17 protein-coding genes and 3 tRNA genes are annotated in these 18,155 nt (G+C 65.2%); 8 read left to right on the top strand and 12 right to left on the bottom strand.

The window, feature by feature from the left end:
- Nucleotides 1–61: 61 nt before the first annotated feature.
- Nucleotides 62–1,693 carry an NAD+ synthase gene (locus KDW96_RS16255; RefSeq protein WP_255837262.1) on the top strand — a complete coding sequence of 544 codons (1,632 nt, stop codon included), beginning with the start codon at nt 62–64 and terminating at the stop codon, nt 1,691–1,693.
- Between the two features lie 75 nt (nt 1,694–1,768).
- Here the strand turns inward: KDW96_RS16255 and KDW96_RS16260 are convergent, their stop codons facing one another.
- Entirely contained in the window at nt 1,769–2,758 is a 990-nt protein-coding gene (locus KDW96_RS16260) for an outer membrane protein assembly factor BamD (RefSeq protein ID WP_255837263.1), read from the bottom strand.
- Nucleotides 2,759–2,905: 147 nt separating this feature from the next.
- Between KDW96_RS16260 and rluD the strand changes: the two genes are divergently transcribed.
- The 3 genes from rluD (at nt 2,906) to clpB (ending at nt 7,300) form a co-directional block, all read left to right on the top strand.
- Nucleotides 2,906–3,880 (top strand): 23S rRNA pseudouridine(1911/1915/1917) synthase RluD, encoded by a 975-nt coding sequence (gene rluD / locus KDW96_RS16265; protein ID WP_255837264.1) that lies wholly within the window; start codon nt 2,906–2,908, stop codon nt 3,878–3,880.
- A complete protein-coding gene (pgeF, locus tag KDW96_RS16270; protein WP_255837265.1) occupies nt 3,877–4,614 on the top strand; it encodes a peptidoglycan editing factor PgeF in 738 nt (245 codons plus the stop codon). Before rluD ends, pgeF begins: the two co-directional genes overlap by 4 nt.
- A gap of 121 nt (nt 4,615–4,735) precedes the next feature.
- Nucleotides 4,736–7,300: an ATP-dependent chaperone ClpB gene (gene clpB, locus KDW96_RS16275; RefSeq protein WP_255837266.1), complete on the top strand. Its 2,565-nt coding sequence runs from the start codon at nt 4,736–4,738 to the stop codon at nt 7,298–7,300.
- A 136-nt stretch (nt 7,301–7,436) separates the two neighbouring features.
- Here clpB and KDW96_RS16280 read toward each other — a convergent pair whose 3' ends face one another.
- A complete protein-coding gene (locus KDW96_RS16280; RefSeq protein ID WP_255837267.1) occupies nt 7,437–7,769 on the bottom strand; it encodes a PilZ domain-containing protein in 333 nt (110 codons plus the stop codon).
- A gap of 9 nt (nt 7,770–7,778) precedes the next feature.
- Entirely contained in the window at nt 7,779–10,166 is a 2,388-nt protein-coding gene (locus KDW96_RS16285) for a DUF1631 domain-containing protein (protein ID WP_255837268.1), read from the bottom strand.
- Between the two features lie 209 nt (nt 10,167–10,375).
- On the opposite strand from KDW96_RS16285, the gene KDW96_RS16290 reads away from it, so the two are divergent.
- The 3 genes from KDW96_RS16290 to KDW96_RS16300 all read left to right on the top strand — a co-directional run bounded on the left by KDW96_RS16290 (nt 10,376) and on the right by KDW96_RS16300 (nt 10,619).
- Nucleotides 10,376–10,451: transfer RNA gene (locus tag KDW96_RS16290), tRNA-Asn, on the top strand.
- Between the two features lie 10 nt (nt 10,452–10,461).
- Nucleotides 10,462–10,538, top strand: a tRNA-Pro gene (locus KDW96_RS16295).
- Nucleotides 10,539–10,543: 5 nt separating this feature from the next.
- Nucleotides 10,544–10,619 (top strand) — tRNA-Lys (locus tag KDW96_RS16300).
- Between the two features lie 13 nt (nt 10,620–10,632).
- Here the strand turns inward: KDW96_RS16300 and KDW96_RS16305 are convergent.
- From KDW96_RS16305 to KDW96_RS16325, 5 genes are all read right to left on the bottom strand, one after another.
- Complete coding sequence (locus tag KDW96_RS16305; RefSeq protein WP_255837269.1) at nt 10,633–11,355, bottom strand: substrate-binding periplasmic protein; 723 nt, start codon at nt 11,353–11,355, stop codon at nt 10,633–10,635.
- A gap of 48 nt (nt 11,356–11,403) precedes the next feature.
- Nucleotides 11,404–12,705, bottom strand: a complete 1,302-nt coding sequence (locus tag KDW96_RS16310; RefSeq protein ID WP_255837270.1) for an NAD(P)/FAD-dependent oxidoreductase — start codon at nt 12,703–12,705, stop codon at nt 11,404–11,406.
- A gap of 63 nt (nt 12,706–12,768) precedes the next feature.
- Nucleotides 12,769–12,942, bottom strand: coding sequence for a DUF3094 family protein (locus KDW96_RS16315; protein WP_255840547.1), 174 nt, complete (start codon nt 12,940–12,942; stop codon nt 12,769–12,771).
- 80 nt (nt 12,943–13,022) lie between these two features.
- Nucleotides 13,023–13,517 carry an MOSC domain-containing protein gene (locus KDW96_RS16320; RefSeq protein WP_255837271.1) on the bottom strand — a complete coding sequence of 165 codons (495 nt, stop codon included), beginning with the start codon at nt 13,515–13,517 and terminating at the stop codon, nt 13,023–13,025.
- Nucleotides 13,514–14,143 carry a DUF1780 domain-containing protein gene (locus tag KDW96_RS16325; protein ID WP_255837272.1) on the bottom strand — a complete coding sequence of 210 codons (630 nt, stop codon included), beginning with the start codon at nt 14,141–14,143 and terminating at the stop codon, nt 13,514–13,516. The genes KDW96_RS16320 and KDW96_RS16325 overlap by 4 nt, the downstream gene beginning before the upstream one ends.
- A 179-nt stretch (nt 14,144–14,322) precedes the next feature.
- On the opposite strand from KDW96_RS16325, the gene KDW96_RS16330 reads away from it, so the two are divergent.
- Nucleotides 14,323–15,012 (top strand): energy-coupling factor ABC transporter permease, encoded by a 690-nt coding sequence (locus KDW96_RS16330; protein WP_255837273.1) that lies wholly within the window; start codon nt 14,323–14,325, stop codon nt 15,010–15,012.
- Nucleotides 15,013–15,021: 9 nt separating this feature from the next.
- On the opposite strand, the gene yacG is transcribed toward KDW96_RS16330, so the two are convergent.
- The 4 genes from yacG to KDW96_RS16350 all read right to left on the bottom strand — a co-directional run bounded on the left by yacG (nt 15,022) and on the right by KDW96_RS16350 (nt 18,152).
- Entirely contained in the window at nt 15,022–15,222 is a 201-nt protein-coding gene (gene yacG, locus KDW96_RS16335; RefSeq protein ID WP_255837274.1) for a DNA gyrase inhibitor YacG, read from the bottom strand.
- Nucleotides 15,219–15,827, bottom strand: a complete 609-nt coding sequence (gene coaE, locus KDW96_RS16340) for a dephospho-CoA kinase (RefSeq protein ID WP_255837275.1) — start codon at nt 15,825–15,827, stop codon at nt 15,219–15,221. Before coaE ends, yacG begins: the two co-directional genes overlap by 4 nt.
- 231 nt (nt 15,828–16,058) lie before the next feature.
- Nucleotides 16,059–16,928: a prepilin peptidase gene (locus KDW96_RS16345; protein WP_255837276.1), complete on the bottom strand. Its 870-nt coding sequence runs from the start codon at nt 16,926–16,928 to the stop codon at nt 16,059–16,061.
- 3 nt (nt 16,929–16,931) lie between these two features.
- On the bottom strand, nt 16,932–18,152 hold the full coding sequence (locus KDW96_RS16350; RefSeq protein WP_255837277.1) for a type II secretion system F family protein: 1,221 nt from the start codon (nt 18,150–18,152) through the stop codon (nt 16,932–16,934).
- Between the last annotated feature and the right edge of the window lie 3 nt (nt 18,153–18,155).

The following is an 18,155-nucleotide window of genomic DNA, read 5'->3' on the forward strand; positions in this document are numbered from 1 at the left end:
TTCTGCAGCGGCGCTGCCGATATCCGGTGGTGCGGACGGGACTACTTAGGTGGAGGCGGCCATGAGCCAGACCCTGCGTATCGTGATGGCCCAGTTGAACCTGCGCGTCGGCGACGTGCACGGCAACGTCGAGCGGATAGTCGAGGCGGCGTGCGGCGCCCGCGATCAGTGGCAGGCAGACCTCATCGTGTTCCCCGAACTGGCGTTGTGCGGCTACCCGCCGGAGGACCTGCTGCTGCGCTCGAGCATGCAGCTGCGCATCGAGCAGGCCCTGCAGCGCCTGCAGGATCAGGTGCGTGGCATCTACCTGGTGGTCGGCTATCCCTGGCTGGAAGACGAGCTGCGTTACAACGCCTGTGCGGTGATCGCCGACGGCCGCCTGCTGGCCAGCTATTACAAGCAGAAGCTGCCCAACTACCGGGTGTTCGACGAGAAGCGCTATTTCGAGGCGGGTGCCCAGTCGTGCGTGGTGGATATCAAGGGCGTGCCGGTGGCCTTGAGCATTTGCGAGGACATCTGGTTCGCCGAGCCCATGGCCCAGGCGCGGCAGGCCGGTGCACAGCTGATGCTGAGCCTGAATGCCTCGCCCTTCCACCTGGACAAGCAGGCCGAGCGTGAGGAGGTCCTGGCCGAGCGCGCCCGCGAGGGCGTGATGCCGATCGTCTACGTCAATCAGGTCGGCGGCCAGGACGAGCTGGTCTTCGATGGCGGCAGCTGCGTGGTCGATGCCGACGGCCAGGTCTGCCAGCGGGTGGGCGCGTTCAATGAAGGGCTGTTCCCGGTCGACCTGCAGGTCGGGGCCGAGGCTGTGGTTCCGCGTCATGCGACCTGCGCCCCCCTGCCGACCCTGGAGGCCAGCGTGTACCAGGGGCTGGTCATCGGCGTGCGGGACTATGTGCGCAAGAACGGCTTCAAGGGCGTGGTGCTGGGGTTGTCCGGTGGCATCGATTCGGCCCTGACCCTGGCGGTGGCGGTGGACGCCCTGGGGGCGCAACACGTCGAAGCGGTGATGATGCCCTACCGCTACACCGCGCAGATCAGCCTGGAGGATGCCGAGGCCGAGGCCGAGGCGCTGGGAGTGACCTACCGCGTATTGCCGATCGCGCCGATGGTCGAGGCCTTTATGGAGACGCTTGCGCCGGTGTTCGAGGGGCTGGGGCGCGACGCCACCGAAGAAAATCTGCAGGCACGCTGCCGCGGCACGCTGCTGATGGCGATCTCCAACAAGAAGGGCTATCTGGTGCTGACCACCGGCAACAAGAGCGAGATGGCGGTGGGCTACGCGACGCTCTACGGCGACATGGCCGGCGGCTTCGATGTGCTCAAGGATGTGCCCAAGACCCTGGTGTTCCGCCTCTGCGAGTACCGCAATACCCTCGGGGCGGTGATCCCGCAGCGGGTCATCGACCGGCCGCCATCGGCGGAGCTGGCGCCGGAGCAGAAGGACGAGGATTCGCTGCCGCCGTATCCGGAGCTCGACGAGATCCTCAAGCTGTATATCGAGCATGACCTGTCGGCCAACGCCATCATCGCCGAGGGCTTCGACGAGGACACGGTGCGCCGTGTGCTGCGCCTGGTCGACCTGAACGAGTACAAGCGGCGCCAGGCGGCGGTCGGCGTGCGGGTGACCCAGCGCGGTTTCGGCCGTGACCGGCGCTACCCGATCACCTCGGGCTGGCGCATCGGCGACTGAGGGCTCGCCCCGGGTCCGCGCGGGAATAAAAAAGGGAGGCCGTGGGCCTCCCTTTTTTACGGGCTGAGCGGTCTGTCAGTCGAACAGGCCGAAGGTCAGGTAGCTGAGCCAGGAGCGGCCCTCGGACTGGGCTGCGTCCTGTTGCGGCGACTTGAGCTCGTCGGGGATCTGCTCCTTGGCGTCTTCGTACTGGCGAATCACATCCTGGCTGGCGCGGGTTTCGCCCGGCGGCAGCGGCGTGTCGCTTTCGATCAGGCCCAGGGTGGCCTTGGCCAGCCAGGAGCGGGTGTCGGCTTCTTCCTCGCGCGGCACGAACTGACCGTCGACCAGGGTTGGGTGGTCGGGGTAGTTGAGCTTGAGGGTTTCCAGGCTGGTGGCGGCCAGTTCGTCCAGGGTCAGGCGCTGGTAGGCCTCGGTCATCACCGCCAGGCCGTCGCCGACCGCCGGGGTCTCCTGGAAGTTCTCCACCACGTAGCGGCCTCGGTTGGCGGCGGCCACATAGGCGTGGCGGCTCAGGTAGTAGTGGGCGACGTGGATCTCATAGGCGGCCAGCAGGTTGCGCAGGTAGATCATGCGCTGCTTGGCATCCGGTGCGTAGCGGCTGGTGGGGAAGCGGCTGGTGAGCTGGGCGAACTCGTTATAGGAGTCGCGGGCGGCGCCAGGGTCGCGCTTGGTCATGTCCAGCGGCAGGAAGCGCGCCAGCAGGCCGCGGTCCTGGTCGAAGGAGGCCAGGCCCTTGAGGTAGTAGGCGTAATCGACGTTCGGGTGCTGCGGATGCAGGCGGATGAAACGCTCGGCGGCGGAGCGCGCGGCTTCCGGCTCGACGTTCTTGTAATAGGCGTAGATCAGCTCCAGTTGCGCCTGCTCGGCGTAGCGACCGAAGGGGTAGCGCGACTCGAGGGCCTTGAGCTTGTTGATCGCGCTGGTATAGCTGCTGGTGTCCAGATCGCTCTGGGCCTGCTGGTACAGCTCGGTCTCGCTCAGGTTCTCGTCCAGGACTTCGTTGGACGAGCAGGCGGCGGTGAGGGCGAGGATGGCGATCAGCAGCAGGTGTTTCACGTGCATGGCGGCTTGCGTCCCTGTGACGGCGGCTGTCTTGAGCAGGGCCGTCCTGTTATGATGAGCGCCCCCGGTATCCCTGGGGCAAAGACGCCGTATTTAACCACAAGCGTGTAGCCGAAACCAAAGGCTGCGCCCCCGCCGTTGCCGAGCATGTCTTCTATAAATAAGCAGGCCATTCATTTGACCGCCGAGGTGCCGTCCGATCTGGGCGGTCAACGCCTCGATCAGGTCGCCGCCCAACTGTTCGCCGAGCACTCGCGCTCGCGCCTTTCCGCCTGGATCAAGGAGGGGCTGCTGACCGTCGATGGGACGGTGTTGCGCCCGCGCGACATCGTCCATGGCGGAGCACTGCTGGAGCTGCGCGCCGAGCAGGAAGCCCAGGGCGAGTGGCTGGCCCAGGACATCGAGCTGGATATCGTCTACGAGGACGACCAGCTGCTGGTGATCAACAAGCCCGCCGGGCTGGTGGTGCACCCGGCAGCCGGGCATGCCGATGGCACCCTGCTCAACGCCTTGCTGCACCATGTGCCGGACATCATCAATGTGCCGCGCGCCGGCATCGTCCATCGCCTGGACAAGGACACCACCGGCCTGATGGTGGTGGCCAAGACCATCCAGGCGCAGACCCAGCTGGTCGACCAGCTGCAGAAGCGCACGGTCAGCCGCATCTATGAGTGCGTGGTCATCGGCGTGATCACCGCCGGCGGCAAGATCGACGCGCCCATCGGCCGCAGCTCCGCCCAGCGCCAGCGCATGGCGGTGACCGATGGTGGCAAGCCGGCGGTCAGCCACTACCGGGTGCTGGAGCGCTTCCGCTCGCACACCCACACGCGGGTCAAGCTGGAGACCGGCCGAACCCACCAGATTCGCGTGCACATGAGCCATATCGGCTATCCGCTGGTGGGCGACCCGGTCTACGCCGGGCGCTTCCGTATTCCGCCGGCGGCCAGCCAGACCCTGGTGCAGAGCCTCAAGGAGTTTCCCCGTCAGGCCCTGCACGCGCGCTTCCTCGAGTTGGATCACCCGGTGACCGGCAAACGCATGAAATGGGAGTCGCCGTTGCCGGACGATCTGGTCTGGCTGCTCACCCTGCTGCGCCAGGACCGCGAGGCGTTTATCGGGTGAGCACCCGGGCCCATGACTGGCTGATCCCGGACTGGCCCGCGCCCGTGCGGGTCAAGGCCTGCATCACCACGCGCAGCGGCGGTGTCAGCCAGGCGCCCTACGACAGCCTCAACCTCGGTGCGCACGTCGAGGACGACCCCGTTGCGGTGAGCAAGAACCGCCAGCGCCTGGTCAGTCAGCTGGGCTGCCAGCCCGCCTGGCTCAGCCAGGTGCATGGCATCGGCGTGGTCAGGGCGGAACCGGCTCGCGTGGTCGAGGCCGATGCCAGCTGGACGACCACCCCGACTGTCGCCTGCACCGTGATGACGGCCGATTGCCTGCCCGTGTTGTTCTGCGACCGTGCCGGTAGTCGGGTCGCCGCGGCCCACGCCGGCTGGCGCGGTCTCGCCGCCGGTGTGCTGGAGGTGACCCTGGATGCCCTGGACTGTGCGCCGGAGCAGGTTCTGGTGTGGTTGGGGCCAGCCATCGGCCCGCACAGTTTCGAAGTCGGCGCGGAGGTGCGCGAGGTGTTCGTCGGTGCGCATGCCAATGCCGTCGGCGCTTTCGTGCCCAGCGCCAACGCCGGACGCTTCCTGGCCGATATCTACCAGCTCGCGCGCATCCGTCTGGCGGCTCGCGGGGTGACGGCGGTCCATGGCGGTGGTCTGGATACCTACAGCGATCCGCGCTTCTTTTCCTACCGGCGAGCCCCGCGTACCGGCCGTTTCGCCTCGCTGATCTGGCTCGCCGACTGACCCTGGGCAAGGTCATGCGGCTTGAAACCCGTACAATCGTCCTTATCTAGTCTTCATCTCGGCAGGCATTTGTTGGGGCCGTTTCACCGTGCCGGCCTGCTCTCATAGAAAGGATGACGCCATGCGAATCGATCGTTTGACCAGCAAGCTGCAGCTCGCGCTGTCCGATGCCCAGTCCCTGGCCGTCGGCCTCGACCATGCCGCCATCGAGCCGTTGCATCTGATGCAGGCGCTGCTCGACCAGCAGGGCGGCTCGATCAAGCCACTGTTGATGCAGGTCGGTTTCGATGTGGCCAGCCTGCGCAAGGCGCTGACCAAGGAGCTCGATCACCTGGCCAAGATCCAGAGTCCGACGGGGGACGTGAACCTGTCCCAGGACCTGGCGCGCCTGCTCAATCAGGCCGATCGCCTGTCGCAGCAGAAGGGTGACCAGTTCATCTCCAGCGAGCTGGTGCTGCTCGCCGCCATGGACGAGAGCACCAGGCTCGGCAAGCTGCTGCTCGGCCAGGGGGTGAGCAAGAAGGCGCTGGAAAACGCCGTCGCCAACCTGCGCGGCGGCGATGCGGTGAACGACCCGAACGTCGAGGAGGCCCGCCAGGCCCTGGACAAGTACTGCATCGACCTGACCAAGCGCGCCGAGGAGGGCAAGCTCGACCCGGTGATCGGTCGCGATGACGAGATCCGTCGCACCATCCAGGTGTTGCAGCGCCGCACCAAGAACAACCCGGTGCTGATCGGCGAGCCGGGGGTGGGCAAGACCGCCATTGCCGAGGGCCTGGCCCAGCGCATCGTCAACGGCGAGGTGCCGGATGGCCTCAAGGACAAGCGTCTGCTGGCCCTGGACATGGGCGCGCTGATCGCCGGCGCCAAGTTCCGCGGCGAATTCGAGGAGCGCCTCAAGGCGGTGCTCAACGAACTGGCCAAGCAGGAAGGGCGCTTCGTGCTGTTCATCGATGAGCTGCACACCATGGTCGGCGCCGGCAAGGCCGAGGGCGCCATGGATGCCGGCAACATGCTCAAGCCGTCGCTGGCCCGCGGCGAGTTGCACTGCGTCGGCGCCACCACCCTGGACGAATACCGTCAATACATCGAGAAGGACGCGGCGCTGGAGCGGCGCTTCCAGAAGGTGCTGGTGGATGAGCCGAGCGAGGAGGACACCATCGCCATCCTGCGCGGGCTGAAGGAACGCTACGAGGTCCACCACAAGGTGGCCATCACCGACGGCGCGATCATCGCTGCGGCCAAGCTCAGCCACCGCTACATCACCGACCGCCAGCTGCCGGACAAGGCCATCGACCTGGTCGACGAGGCGGCCAGCCGCATCCGCATGGAAATCGATTCCAAGCCGGAGGTGCTCGACCGCCTGGAGCGGCGCATGATCCAGCTCAAGGTCGAGGCCCAGGCGCTGAAGAAGGAAGACGACGAGGCGGCGATCAAGCGCCTGGCCAAGCTCAAGGAGGATATCGCTCGCCTGGAGCGCGAATACGCCGACCTGGAGGATATCTGGAAGTCGGAGAAGGCCGAGGTGCAGGGTTCCGCGCAGATTCAGGAGAAGATCGAGCAGGCCCGCCAGGAGCTCGAGGCGGCGCGCCGCAAGGGTGACCTGAACCGTATGGCCGAGTTGCAGTACGGCGTCATTCCGGACCTTGAGCGCAGCCTGCAGATGGTCGATCAGCACGGCAGGACGGAGAACCAGCTGCTGCGCAGCAAGGTCACCGAGGAGGAGATCGCCGAGGTGGTGTCCAAGTGGACCGGTATCCCGGTGTCGAAGATGCTCGAGGGCGAGCGCGACAAGCTATTGAAGATGGAGGGGCTGCTGCATCAGCGGGTAATCGGCCAGAACGAGGCGGTGGTGGCGGTGGCCAACGCCGTGCGTCGTTCCCGTGCGGGGCTGTCGGACCCGAACCGGCCCAGCGGCTCCTTCCTGTTCCTCGGCCCCACCGGCGTGGGCAAGACCGAGCTGTGCAAGGCCCTGGCCGAGTTCCTCTTCGATACCGAGGAGGCCTTGGTGCGCATCGACATGTCCGAGTTCATGGAGAAGCATTCGGTGGCCCGCCTGATCGGTGCGCCGCCCGGCTACGTGGGCTACGAGGAGGGCGGTTACCTGACCGAGGCGGTGCGCCGCAAACCCTACTCGGTGATCCTGCTGGACGAAGTGGAGAAGGCCCACCCGGACGTGTTCAACATCCTTCTGCAGGTGCTGGAGGACGGCCGCCTGACCGACAGCCATGGACGTACCGTCGACTTCAAGAACTGCGTGCTGGTGATGACCTCCAACCTCGGCTCGACGCAGATCCAGGAGCTGGTAGGCGACCGCGACGCGCAGCGGGCGGCGGTGATGGATGCGGTGAGCAGTCATTTCCGCCCGGAATTCGTCAACCGCATCGACGAGGTGGTGGTGTTCGAGCCCCTGGCCCGCGAGCAGATCGCCGGTATCGCGCAAATTCAGCTGGGGCGCCTGCGTCAGCGCCTGGCCGAGCGCGAGCTGAGCCTGGAGCTGAGCGAGGAGGCCTTGGACAAGCTGATCGCCGTCGGCTACGACCCGGTCTATGGCGCGCGGCCCCTGAAGCGTGCGATCCAGCGCTGGATCGAGAACCCGTTGGCGCAATTGATTCTGTCCGGACAGTTCGCCCCCGGCAGTGCCGTCACCGCCACGGTGAAGGACGAGGAGATCGTGTTCGGCTGAGTTCGCCGACGGCCCCCGAAGCGGCTGTGCTGTTCCGGGGGCGTCTTCTTGTGTGTGAGCTTGCCCTGTCAGTCCTGGCCCCGGCGGCTAACGGATCTTCCTGTAGGTGCGTATAGGCGCGCCGGTCGGGCGGGGGTCAGAGCTGCTCCAGCAGCAGTGCCAGGGCCGCGGCCTGGTCTTCGGCGAGGTCGATGATATGAAAGCCGGCCCAGGAGTGTTTGCCGTCGGCGCCGGGACGGCTCCACAGGCAGTCCGCGCCCAAGGTGATTTCGCCGACCCCCTCGATCACCTGCTCGCTGACCAGGCGGCACTCCACCACGACGTCGGCCATTTGTGGGCGGTCGCTGAACAGCATGAAGCCGTCGGCCGAGAGGTCCACTATCCGTCCGAGGCGCTCCCCGGAGTGCAGGTCGAACACCTCCAGCTGCAGCTCGGTGCTGTGGCGGCTGTGCTTGCGGCGATCTTCCATGGAGGCTCCTTAGGGGGTCTCGGGCGTGCGCCCGGTGAAGCGCTGCAGCACGCGATAGATGGCGGAGAGCGCGCGATCGACCAGGGGCGCTTCGGCCTCCTGGGGCAGTATGCGTACCAGCCCCTGCTCCATTTCGCTGGCCAGCTGGGCGAGCGGTTTGATCGCCGCGCGCTGGCCACTCTGGTCGACGAACATGTAATTGTGTGTGGTCGGGCTGAACCAGGAAAGCTTCAGCAAGCGTTTCTGTGTGCCGGTTTTGAATTCGAACCAGGTGCCGAACTCGATGTGCTCGAGCTGTTTGGCCAGCACCTGGGCGCGGGGCGACGGGCCTGAGCCTTTCGCTGGGCGGCGGACGAGAGCGGCGTCCTCGCCGAGCATGGCGCCGAGGGGGCTCGCAGGCAGCGTGGGGTTGAGCTTGGCAGCGAGTCCGGGTTGCCTGGCTTGTACCGCATGCTGGCAAGCGACCAGATCGTGGAGCAGGCGGCGGATGCCGTTTTCGTGATAGCTGCCCAGTTGCTGCAGGCCCTTGCGCAGGTCCTCCAGCAGCGGCACGCGGAGCGCCTGCAGGCGCTCCCGCTCGGCACCGTCCAGCACGGTGCCGCTCCAGGCCAGCTGTTCGGCGACCTCGCTGGCGCGCTTCCACTCCTTGCTTTGCTCACCGTGACGCAGGAGCGTGAAGACCAGCACGTCGGCCCAGGTCTGCTGGAGGAAATTGCAAATGATGGCTGGCGGTTCGCGCTCATGGAGGCTGCGGTCAATCACGTCAAGCGCCTGCTGGCGCGCGCCGAGCAGTTTGTCCCGCCCTTTGGCCGCTTCGACTGCCCGCCGCTCACGCAAGTCGACCTTGTGCTTGAGGGTCTCGGTGAACTCGTTGAACTCCTCGAGCAGGCGCTCGAAAAGCCGTAAGTCGCCGCTCGAATCCTGAATGACCTGTTCGACCACCCACTGCAGTTTGGCCAGCAGCCCGCGCTCGTCGCCTTCGCCGCCATGCAGCACGCCGGCCTGGGCCATGGTGTTGAGCAGGCGGCGTGCCGGATGGTGGTGCTGGGTGAACAGTGCCCTGTCCTGCAAGGCGATCTTCAAGTAAGGCGTGTGCAGGTGGGAGAGGATGGTCTTGCAGCTGTCCGGCAGGTTGTCGTCGTCCAGGATGAAGTCGAACAGCATGCCGACCAGGTCGACGGTGTCGGCCTCCTTGTCTGCCAGCTTGTGCTGCTCGGGATGCGGGCTGCTGGCTTCCAGCTGCTGCTGCAGGTCGACCTTCAGCCCTTCGACCTGTTGCCGCTGGCTCAGGCGTTGCGCCAGGTCCTCGGCGGACTGGCGTTGCATCCGGTTCAGCGCGTCGAGCAGGTCGCTGGCGCTGTAGGTGCGGCTGGCATCACGCGGCGCAAAACTTGCGATGCTGCGGGTGCCGCCAAGCAAGGGGGCTTCGGCATCGCGCTGGCGCCGCTCGCCGAGCAGAGCGCCAAGACTGCTCAGCAGCTGCGCGGGGTCGACCGGCGGCGGGCCGTCTAGGTTGAGGGATGGCTGCGCGGGCTGAGTGCTGGTGCCGGGGCTGCCAGGTTCGGTGGCGGCGCCAGGGCCGACATGGGCGTGCTGAGGGGCGTGGCCGGTTGTGGGGGTTGTGTCGCCGGGCGCTGCGCTTTGCGGCGTTGCCGGCGGCGCTGCTGGACGCTCGCCGCTGCTGTTGCTGCGCTGGGCGCTGTATTTCAAGTTGGGCAGGACGCCCTCCTCGATCAGGCGCTGGTTCAGGGCCGTATACAGGCTGTCCAGGCTGTGCATGACGTGCTGATCGAACAGGCCGTAGAGAATCACCTTGATGCGCAGCGGGAACGGGCAGGGCGCCAAGGCTTCGCGGAAGGCCTGGGCAATCATCTGCGGGCCGAAGGGATTGCCGTCCTCGCCGAGCTTCCTGCCGTTGTTGAGCAAGGCGAGGCGTTGCTCCAGCGCGAACAGCGCCTGGGCGCAGCGCGATTTGACGCGGCTCACCATATTGGTGACCTGCAGGCTCTCCTCGTAATCCTCGTTCTGTACCAGGGCCAGTTGCTCGGCGTCGACCTCGGTGGCGCTGGGCGCAGGCTTGAGCTTGCCGTCGAGGAAGTCGGAGAAGTTCTGCGAGACCTTCTGGTGGTAGGTCCGCTCGATCTGCGGACGCTGTTTGCGTATCTCGCGCATGCTGTCGAAGAACAGCGTCTGCACCTGGTTGTTCTCGGCGTGTTCCGCGCACTCGAACAGGGTGTCGTCGACCTGGCCGAATACGCCGGCCAGGTGTTCGGCCAGGCGATTCATCACCAGCTTGCGGCAGCTCTGCCCGAGTTCGCCATAGCGTGGCTGTATGCCACGGCTGGCGAGGGTCTGCACGGAGGTCGGGGAGTCTGGGGGCGTGTCCTGGATACTCATGCATTTTCCTGGCAGAAGCCTTACGGCTGGCGCGTCCCGCAACGAACACAGTCTAAGTAGATATAGCAGCCCCTGTCATGACTGCAAAGCATTGTCATAAAAGCACTTTAAGGGGTTGACAGGGCGTTCTGGAACCGTAAAATGGCGCGCCTCTGATGCGGGAAACGGCGAACACCGGGAACGGCAGCAGAGAATTGAAGGATAGAAGTTCCGCGATAGCTCAGTCGGTAGAGCAAATGACTGTTAATCATTGGGTCCCTGGTTCGAGTCCAGGTCGCGGAGCCAATTCTTCAGCCGGGGTATAGCGCAGTCCGGTAGCGCGCCTGCTTTGGGAGCAGGATGTCGGGAGTTCGAATCCCCCTACCCCGACCATTTTTGGGTCGTTAGCTCAGTTGGTAGAGCAGTTGGCTTTTAACCAATTGGTCGTAGGTTCGAATCCTACACGACCCACCACTTTCCCCTCGCTTCATTCGGGCTCCAGGCCCAGGGCCGATATGGCCCGATCGATGCGCTCACGCAGCCTCCGATCCATTTCCTTGCTGCACATCAGATAGCGCAATTGACCCGGTGGTAGATCCGGCATGCTCAGTTGCGCCAGTCTGGCATCGCGCATGTCGGCTTCCGCCAAAATAAAGGGCAGCTCCCGCTCGTCGACCAAGGTGTAGTCAATGCGCCCGGCGGCGAGCATGCGCACGTTTTGCGTGGGCGCCGCGGTGATGCCGCTGTGGCTGGCCTGGGCGAGCAGGGCATCCAGTTCCCCGTAGGAGAAGCCGTCGATCAGGCCCAGGCGCAGCGGACTCTTCAGCAGGGCGGTAAAGCTTGCGTAGGCGTTGACCTGTTCGGCCAGGGTTGTGCGGGTCAGCACGACCATTGGCGTATCGCGGTGGATGGCACGGGAGAACCAGGCATAGGTGCTGCGCTGCTCGGTCTTGAACCAGCCGATCGAACAGGCCGCCTCACGCTCCAGGGCGAGCTTCATTTGAATGCGCTTGGACGGACGCGACTCGAACTCGACCGCTATGCCAGCCTTGCGGAAAATCGCCCGGGCGCGCTCCAGCAGGAAGCCGGTCGGCTCGCCCTGCTCGCTATGGTAGTAGGGCGGCTTCTCGATGTAATAGACGGGCAGGGGCTGCGCTGCTGTCGCGAGCATCGGCAGCAGGCTCAGCCAGAGCCAGGAGGGGCGGCGCATGGGAGGGCCTCTCGGGTGGACGTCCCATGCGCAGTATAGGTGACGGCCCTAGTGCAGCTTCAGGCGTGGCTCGGTGCTGCGGCCGATGCGGTCGCTGAGCATCAGCAACAGCGTGCGGAACGGACCGTACAGCGCCATCTGGTGCATGCGGTAGAGCGACACGTAGAACACCCGCGCCAGCCAGCCTTCGAGCATCACGCTGCCGGTCAGGTTGCCCATCAGGTTGCCCACCGCGGAAAAGCTCGCCAGCGAGATCAGTGAGCCGTAGTCGCGATAGCGGTACTCCGGCAGGGGTTGGCCGTCGATGCGCTGCTTCAGTGATTTGGCCAGCAGCGAGGCCTGCTGGTGGGCCGCCTGGGCGCGCGGCGGCACGTTGCGCCCCTCGCTGCCGGGCTGAGGGCAGGCGGCGCAATCGCCGAAGGCGAAGACGTTGTCGTCGCGGGTGGTCTGCAGGGTCGGGCGCACCTGTAGCTGGTTGATGCGATTGCTTTCCAGGCCGTCCAGATCCTTGAGGAAGCCGGGGGCGCGGATGCCTGCGGCCCACACCTTGAAGCTGGCGGTAATGGTCTCGCCCTGGGCGGTGTGCAGCGCATCGCTGGTCACCTGACTGACCGCGGCGTTGGTCAGGACGGTCACCCCGAGTTTTTCCAGGGTCTGGTGCACGGGCTGGCCGATGCGCTCCGGCAGCGCCGGCAGCACGCGCGGCCCCGCCTCGATCAGGGTGATGCGCATATTCTCCGGGCGGATACGGTCGAGGCCGTAGGCGGCCAGCTCGTGCGCGGCATGATGCAGCTCGGCCGCCAGCTCCACGCCGGTGGCGCCGGCGCCGACGATGGCCACGCTGATCTGGGCGCTGCTGTCGCCCTGCTCGGCGTGGGCGCGCAGGTAGTGGCTGAGCAGCTTGCGGTGGAAGCGCTCGGCCTGCTCGCGGGTGTCGAGGAACAGGCAGTGCTCCGCCGCGCCGGGGGTGCCGAAGTCGTTGGTGGTGCTGCCCACGGCGATCACCAGGCTGTCGTAGCTCAGCTGGCGCTCGGGCATCAGCACCTCGCCACGCTCGTCGAGTGTCGCCGCCAGAGTGATGCGTTGTTCGGCGCGGTTCAGACCGGTCATGCGGCCGAGCTGGAACTCGAAGTGATTCCACTTGGCCTGGGCCACGTAGTTCAGCTCGTCCTCCGAGGAATTGAGCGAGCCGGCCGCGACCTCATGCAGCAGCGGTTTCCAGATATGCGTCAGGTTGGCGTCGACCAGGGTGATCTTGGCGCGGTTGCGCTTACCCAGGGTTCTACCCAGGCGGGTGGCAAGCTCCAGGCCGCCGGCGCCGCCGCCGACGATGATGATTCGATGGGACATGGGACACACTCACAAGGCTTTGAAGAAAGCGGAGGGCGTGCGGTTGGGCGAGCGCGAAGCAGCTCATAGCACCAACCGGCTCAACAGGCGGCTCAAGAGGCCCAGTCCGATTACCACGACGAAGATGATCAGCAGCAGGCGCCAGAGCTTGAATGGCTGGCGCGGGACTTGATGCTGCGGTGCACTCAGGTACTGGTCGACGCGTTTTTGGTCGTCGGGACTCAGGCGGCTGGACATGGTGACCTCGATGGATCGGGCGCGGGCAGCGTGAAGGCGTTCGCCCGGCTCGGAGATGGTGGCCATTCTAGCCGCGGCGCTTACAGCGGCTCAACGTAAAGCTCGTCATTCAATCTAATAATGCCGCCCTGAAGTACGCGGGCAGTGATGCCGCCATGGCCGCGTACTGCCTGGAAGGTCCCGGGCCCCAGGCGCTCCTCCAGGCGGGCGCAGGGTTGGCACCAGCCGGTGGTTTCCAGCACGGCCTGGCCGATGCGAAAACGCCGGCCTTTGAGGCTGAACAGGTTGATGCCGCTGATGGCGATATTGCGGCGCAGTTCCTCCGGGCGCAGCGGCCGATCGGCGGTTCGTCCGATCAAGGCGCCGATCACCGGCAGATGCTCCCACTGGATCAAGGTCACCTGGCGCGCATTGCGCGGCCCCGGGCGGCTGTGGTCGCCGGTCAGACCGGCTTCGCGGCGCGCCTCCACGGCCTCCAGCTCGAGCATGTCGCCGCGTGCTACCGGGCGCACGCCGATCCAGCGTACCTGGCCGTGCTGGGGCACGGTGGCGAGCAGCTCCTGCAGCGGGCTCATAGGCTGATGCCGACGTCGAACAGCACGACTCGGCCCAGGTTGCCGCGCAGGAAATCCGGGGCGTCCGGGTGAGCGAACAGCACGCGGGCGAAGGTCGGGCCGACCAGCGACAACGAGCGCCAGCCTTGGCGCAGGTACTCGGTGGGGGGCGGGAAGTGGCTGTTGAAGTCCGGTATGGCGCGCTTCAGGTTGACGTAGGCGAGCAGGTCCAGTTCGCTAAGATCGAGGCCCCGCTCGCTGTAGTTGTGGGCCTTCTTGCGCAGGGTCGGCCCCAGGCGCGCCTGCAGTTCTGCGGCGGGGATGCGCCGTGGCTTGGCTTCACGGCGAACCAGCTGTTTGAGGGAAAAGGCGCTGCGCCGCCGCTCCAGTTCGGCGCGCCACTCGTCGTTCAGGCGCCGGCCCTCGTCCAGGACGAAGAACACCTCGAAGCTGGCTTCACGAAACAGCACGTCGGGCGGCTCCTGTTCGCCGGCACTGAACTCCTCGAGGCGATGGTCGATATTCAGGGCTTGCAGCAGGCGTTGGCAGACCCAGCGCTCACGCTCCCATTTACGGGCGTTGGAGAGAAAGGCATTGGCTTGTTCGGCCTGGTGGGTGAGCAGGCGCAGGTAGTCGGAGTCATCCATAGCTTCAGCTTAGCCCGCAGGACAGGGCGCTTGGTAGCCCCTTGGGGCTCCTTATCCTGCACCGTCGGGGTGAATCAGTTGGCTCGAGCGACCGCTTGCCACATCCAGGTTGCGCCGGTTGATCGAGAGGGTGGGGTGTAGACTGGCTGCGTTCATCTTCCAGGTGGGGAGCCTTTGTCGTGATCGCGGCTGCGTTGCTTTCACCGGCCAGCCAGTGGGTTGGCTGGCTGCTGTATCTAGCGGTACTGCTTTGGGCGGTGTGGCGAGCGCCGTGGCTGGAATTGTTCAGTGACCTGCGGCGCCAGCACCTGCTGTTCGGCACGGCCTTCGCGCTGTTTCTGCTGTGGCTGGTGCGCCGCGACTTCGATTCCGGGCTGTCCTACCACTTCCTGGGCATGACCGCGGTAACGCTGCTGCTTGACTGGCCGCTGGCGATCCTTGCCGGCCTCGCGGCGCAACTGGGCATGTTGGCCCTGGGGCGTCAGGACCTGGCGGCGCTGGGGCTCAATGGGCTGCTGCTGGTGTTGGTGCCGGTACTGGTGACCGAGCTGTGCGCCCTGCAGGTCGAGCGCGCTCAGCCGCGCAACCTGTTTGTCTATATCTTCTTCTGCGGCTTCTTCCCCGCCGGGCTGGCGGTGCTTTCGAGCGCTCTGCTCGGCTTGGCTGTGCTCTGGATCGACGGGCTCTTCCCGTTTCCCTACTGGCTGGGCGACATGGCGGGCTATCTGTGGCTGGTGATCTTTCCCGAGGCCTTTATCAACGGCATGGTGATCACCGGGCTGGTGGTGTTCTGCCCGGACTGGCTGGAGACATTCAATCGCACGCGCTACCTGTCGGCGCCCTGGCGGGGCGATGACAGGTGGCGCTGAGGGGCGCTATCAGTGCTGGCGTGGGGGGAGTTCGTCGGAAAACAAATCATCTTCCAACTCGTTGCCGGGGATCGCGTGCTCTTCCGACGCCCAGGCGCCCAGGTCGATCAGTTTGCAGCGTTCGGAGCAGAAGGGTCTGCTCGGGCTCTGCGGGCCCCATTCCACGGGAGCGCCGCAGGTGGGGCAGGCGACTGTGGTGGGTGCACTCATGGTTGGCCTCCGCGTAGGGTGAGATAAAAAGTGTGCAGGCGTTCGACTTCGCTGCGCAACCAGTTCAGGTCGCGGTCGTTGGTCAGCACGTCGTCGGCGTGGCGCAGGCGTTCTTCCCGGGTGGCCTGGGCCTTGAGAATGGCCTGCACCTGCTCCTCCGTGGTCTGGTCCCGCTGCATGGTGCGTTGCACGCGCAGCTGCTCGGGGGCGTCGACCACCAATATCCGCTGGGTCAGCTCGTGCTGGCCCGACTCGACCAGCAGCGGCGATACCAGAATCGTATAGGGGGACTCGGCGCGGGCCAGGTAATCGGTGATTTCCTGGCGGATCAGTGGGTGCAGCAAGGTTTCCAGCCAGCGGCGCTCGGTCGTATCGGCGAATACGCGCGCCCGCAGGGCGGCCCGGTTCAGTTGGCCGTCGGCTTGCAGCACCTCGGCGCCGAAGTGCTCGACTATCTTCGCCAGTGCCGGCTGGCCGGGCTCGACCACCCAGCGCGCGGCATGGTCGGCGTCCACCAGATGGACGCCCAGCTCGATGAAATGCTGCGCGACCGCGCTCTTGCCACTGCCAATGCCGCCGGTAAGGCCAAGAATCCAGGGCTTCATAAAAACGGGTGCGGCTCGTGTGGGTGACTGGGCGTCGATTGTAAGGCATGGCGTCATCCGCAGGCCAATGACCGCAGTTGCAAGCAGGCTTTAGCCGTTGCAGATGATCGCGAGATAAGGTTGGTCGGAGGTGGATCTCGGAGTGGCAGACCGGCTGCTTACGAGATGGCGCTAGCTGGCGACTCGCATGGCAGGTGCGAGTCGTCAGCTGGCTCGTTCATAAGATGGGCGTTAGCGAAAGCCGGCAAATTGCAGGTAGGTTCCGGTGATCGGGTCGCCCCACAGCAAGGCGATCCAGCCGGCAATCGCCAGGTAAGGGCCGAAGGGGATCGGTGTGCTGGTCTCGGCATTGCGCAGGCGCAGCATGATCACGCCGAGCACGGCGCCAACCAGCGAGGACAGCAGGATGGTCAGCGGCAGCACCTGCCAGCCACCCCAGGCGCCGAGCATGGCCAGCAACTTGAAGTCGCCATAGCCCATGCCTTCCTTGCCGGTCACCAGTTTGAACAGCCAGTAGACGGACCACAGGCTGAGATAGCCGGCAACCGCGCCCCAGAGGGCATCGCCCAGACTGGTAAATACGCCGAAGTAGTTGGCAACCAGGCCCAGCCAGAGCAATGGCAGTACCAGGGCATCCGGCAGCAACTGGTGGTCGGCGTCGATCAGGCTCATCGCCAGCAGCCCCCAGGTCAGCAGGAGCATGCCGGCGGTTTGCCAGGTGAAGCCGAAATGCCAGGCGACGTAGGCCGATAGCAGGCCGCAGGCCAGTTCGACCAGCGGGTAGCGCTTGCTGATGGGCGCCTTGCAGCTGGAGCACTTGCCGCGCAGTGCCAGGTAGCTCAGCACGGGGATATTCTCCCAAGGCTTGATCTCGTGGGCACAGTGCGGGCACTGGGAGTTGGGCAGGATCAGGTTGAAGGTTGTCTGTTGCGGCTCGCCGGGCAGGTCGAGAATCTCTCGGGCCTGTGCTTTCCAGTCGCGCTCCAGCATCAGCGGGAGGCGATAGACCACCACGTTGAGAAAACTGCCGATCAGCAGGCCAAGGAGCAGGCAGGAAAAAACAAAGGCCGGCAGATTGCCGGCCAGAAATTCAAGCGCCATAAATCAACCGACCACCGCACCGAGCTGGAAGATCGGCAGGTACATGGCCACGATCAAGCCGCCTACCAGTACGCCGAGTACCGACATGATCAGGGGTTCCATCAGCGTGGTCAGGTTGTCCACGGCGTTATCGACTTCGTCCTCATAGAAGCCCGCCACCTTGTCCAGCATCTCATCTAGCGAGCCGGCCTCCTCTCCGATCGCGGTCATCTGGATCGCCATGGTCGGAAAGATACCGGTGGTGCGCATGGAGAAGTTCAGCTGTGTGCCGGAGGAGACATCATTGCGGATCTTGTGCACGGCATTGCGGAACACCACGTTGCCGGTAGCGCCCGCTACTGAGTCGAGCGCCTCGACCAGGGGCACACCTGCGGCGAAGGTGGTAGCCAGAGTGCGGGCGTATCGCGCGACCACCGCTTTGTACAGAATGTCACCGACGATGGGGGCCTTGAGCAGGGTGCGATCCAAAAAATCCCTGAATTTCTCGGAACGCTTGTAGGTTTCCTTGAAGGCAAAGGCCGCGCCGAACATGCAGAACAAGATGACGAACCACCACTCCTGCAGGCCGCGCGAGAGGTTGACGACGATCTGGGTGAAGGCGGGAAGCTCTGCGCCGAAGCCCTGGAACACGCTTTCGAACTGCGGCACCACCTTGATCAGCAGGATCGCCGTGACGATTACGGCGACAGCGACTACGGCGATCGGATAGGTCATGGCCTTCTTGATCTTGGCTTTCAGTGCTTCGGTCTTTTCCTTGTAGGTGGCAATCCGGTCCAGCAGGGTTTCCAGGGCGCCCGACTGTTCGCCCGAATCGACCAGGTTGCAGTACAGATCGTCGAAATGCAGCGGCTTCTTGCGTAGCGACGCCGCGAAGCTGTTGCCCGCTGCTACTTCCTGCTTAACCTCGTCGATCAGCTTGCGCATGTTGGGGTTGTCGAATCCCTCTCCGATGATGTCGAAGGACTGAAGCAGTGGAACCCCTGCCTTCATCATGGTGGCCATCTGGCGGGTGAAGAGGGCGATGTCGAGTGGCTTGATCTTCTTCCCGGCGCTGAACAAGGAGACAGGCTTCTTGCGTACCTTGGTCGGGTTGATGCCCTGTTTGCGTAGCTGGGCCTTGACCAGGGCGGGGTTCTGGCCGGTCAGTTCGCCCTTGATCTTGCCGCCTTTCTTGTCGGTGCCTTCCCAGGTAAAGACGCTGGTCTTCAGAGCTTTGGCCGCCATGGT

Origin of the sequence: Pseudomonas benzenivorans, assembly GCF_024397895.1 — a bacterium.
In the GTDB taxonomy this organism is placed as follows: domain Bacteria; phylum Pseudomonadota; class Gammaproteobacteria; order Pseudomonadales; family Pseudomonadaceae; genus Aquipseudomonas; species Aquipseudomonas benzenivorans_A.